Genomic DNA, 1,360 nt, shown 5'->3' with positions numbered 1-1,360 from the left:
CGGTGCGGCCGTGGATGTCATAGCGCCAGCGAATGCCGTTCAGCTGCGTCAGGCGGTTGTGAGTGACCTTCTCAGCAAAGCCTTCGAGCGGGTTACCGGTAGTATTCCAGCGGTGCAACCAAGAGCACTGAGAATTACCGGTAACTATATCCCGGCGATGCAGGCGGCCAAGACGGTCATATTCGCTGCGGGTAGACAGCCCCCCTGCGTGCGCCTAGAGCAAGGGCTTATACGTGCTCAAGCTATAATGTATAAGGACTCCACGCCGACAAGGATAAGCAAGGCACGAAAGTAGCGGACAAGATGGTTGTGGAAGGGGAAAATTACTTCTTACAGATTTCTATGAGATAATTTTTTATTTAACTTTTAATCGCTTTGAACAAAAAACGCCCCCCATGCGTGTTTTTAGTTCTCTATTATAATTGGCTAAAGTTAACTTTTACAAAGAACCTCATTGAGCGACTTATTTTGGTTTGTAGTAAAAAACCATCCTTATTACTGATCGACAGGTAATTATTAAAAATGAGGCCAATATTTTAGCTTTTCTTTTTTTCAATGGCTATTAAAACCTCATAAGCATCCTTTTCACTCATTTGAACTTTTTTGGCCTCATCAATGCTCAATTCTTCTTCCTCTTCTTTCATAACTATCCCCCCTGAATAAAACCTAATAAAAAAACGCCCTTCTCTTTCGATAAGGATTACTCAATAATTATTAAATATTATTTTATCCATTGCGCCTCCTTTTTTTTAATTCTTCAACGGTGTGATCTTTAATTGATTTAGCGGAGTAGGATCTATGGCCGCCTCTGGGATATCACCTGAAGTATATCCTCCCGGCAACCAAAATTCATTTGCTCCTCGTTCATTTCCTGTTGGCATTCTTAAACCTGTCGGATTATTAATATCAACTCTTAAAGGAGCGTCTCCGAGATCACCTGCATTTAACCCTAACAATCTATCAAGCTTTGGAATATTCCCACCCGAACGTCTAATTAAGTCATCAGCAACGGTCCTTGGCATAACAAAGTGGCCTCCTGGAGGACCTAAATGACTAAATTCAGGATTAATACCCCAAACGAACTTAGTAACCCCTCCCTTGAATAGTTCTAAATGCCTACTAATTTTTCCTGCATCGAGGTATGTCGCCGGATTAGGGAAATCTGGCTTTGAAATTCCATGAGTAGCTCGGTAGGCCCGTGCAGCATGACCTCTTGTAGCAAAAGCACCTCGAGTTTTGCTCTGGAAAGCATTCCAGCTATTTCCGCACGATAACCCCCACGGATCCACCCACCCCAGCGCATTCGGCGCATACTGGTAAAGGTTTATCCCCCCCGCCAGCCCTATCGGGTCCTGCTGCG

Annotated in this window: 2 pseudogenes; both read right to left on the bottom strand. The window is 43.9% G+C overall.

Going from position 1 to position 1,360, the window contains the following annotated elements:
- Nucleotides 1–205 (bottom strand): annotated as a pseudogene (locus tag ACNQ0W_RS25090) (RHS repeat protein); the annotation flags it as partial.
- A gap of 544 nt (nt 206–749) precedes the next feature.
- A pseudogene (locus ACNQ0W_RS25085) lies at nt 750–1,360 on the bottom strand (type IV secretion protein Rhs); the annotation flags it as partial.

This window comes from Enterobacter cloacae complex sp. 6730903 (genome assembly GCF_048283985.1).
Classification (GTDB): domain Bacteria; phylum Pseudomonadota; class Gammaproteobacteria; order Enterobacterales; family Enterobacteriaceae; genus Enterobacter; species Enterobacter hormaechei_C.
The sequence above is the reverse complement of the archived record's forward strand: the minus strand, read 5'-3'. Positions and strand labels throughout refer to the sequence as shown.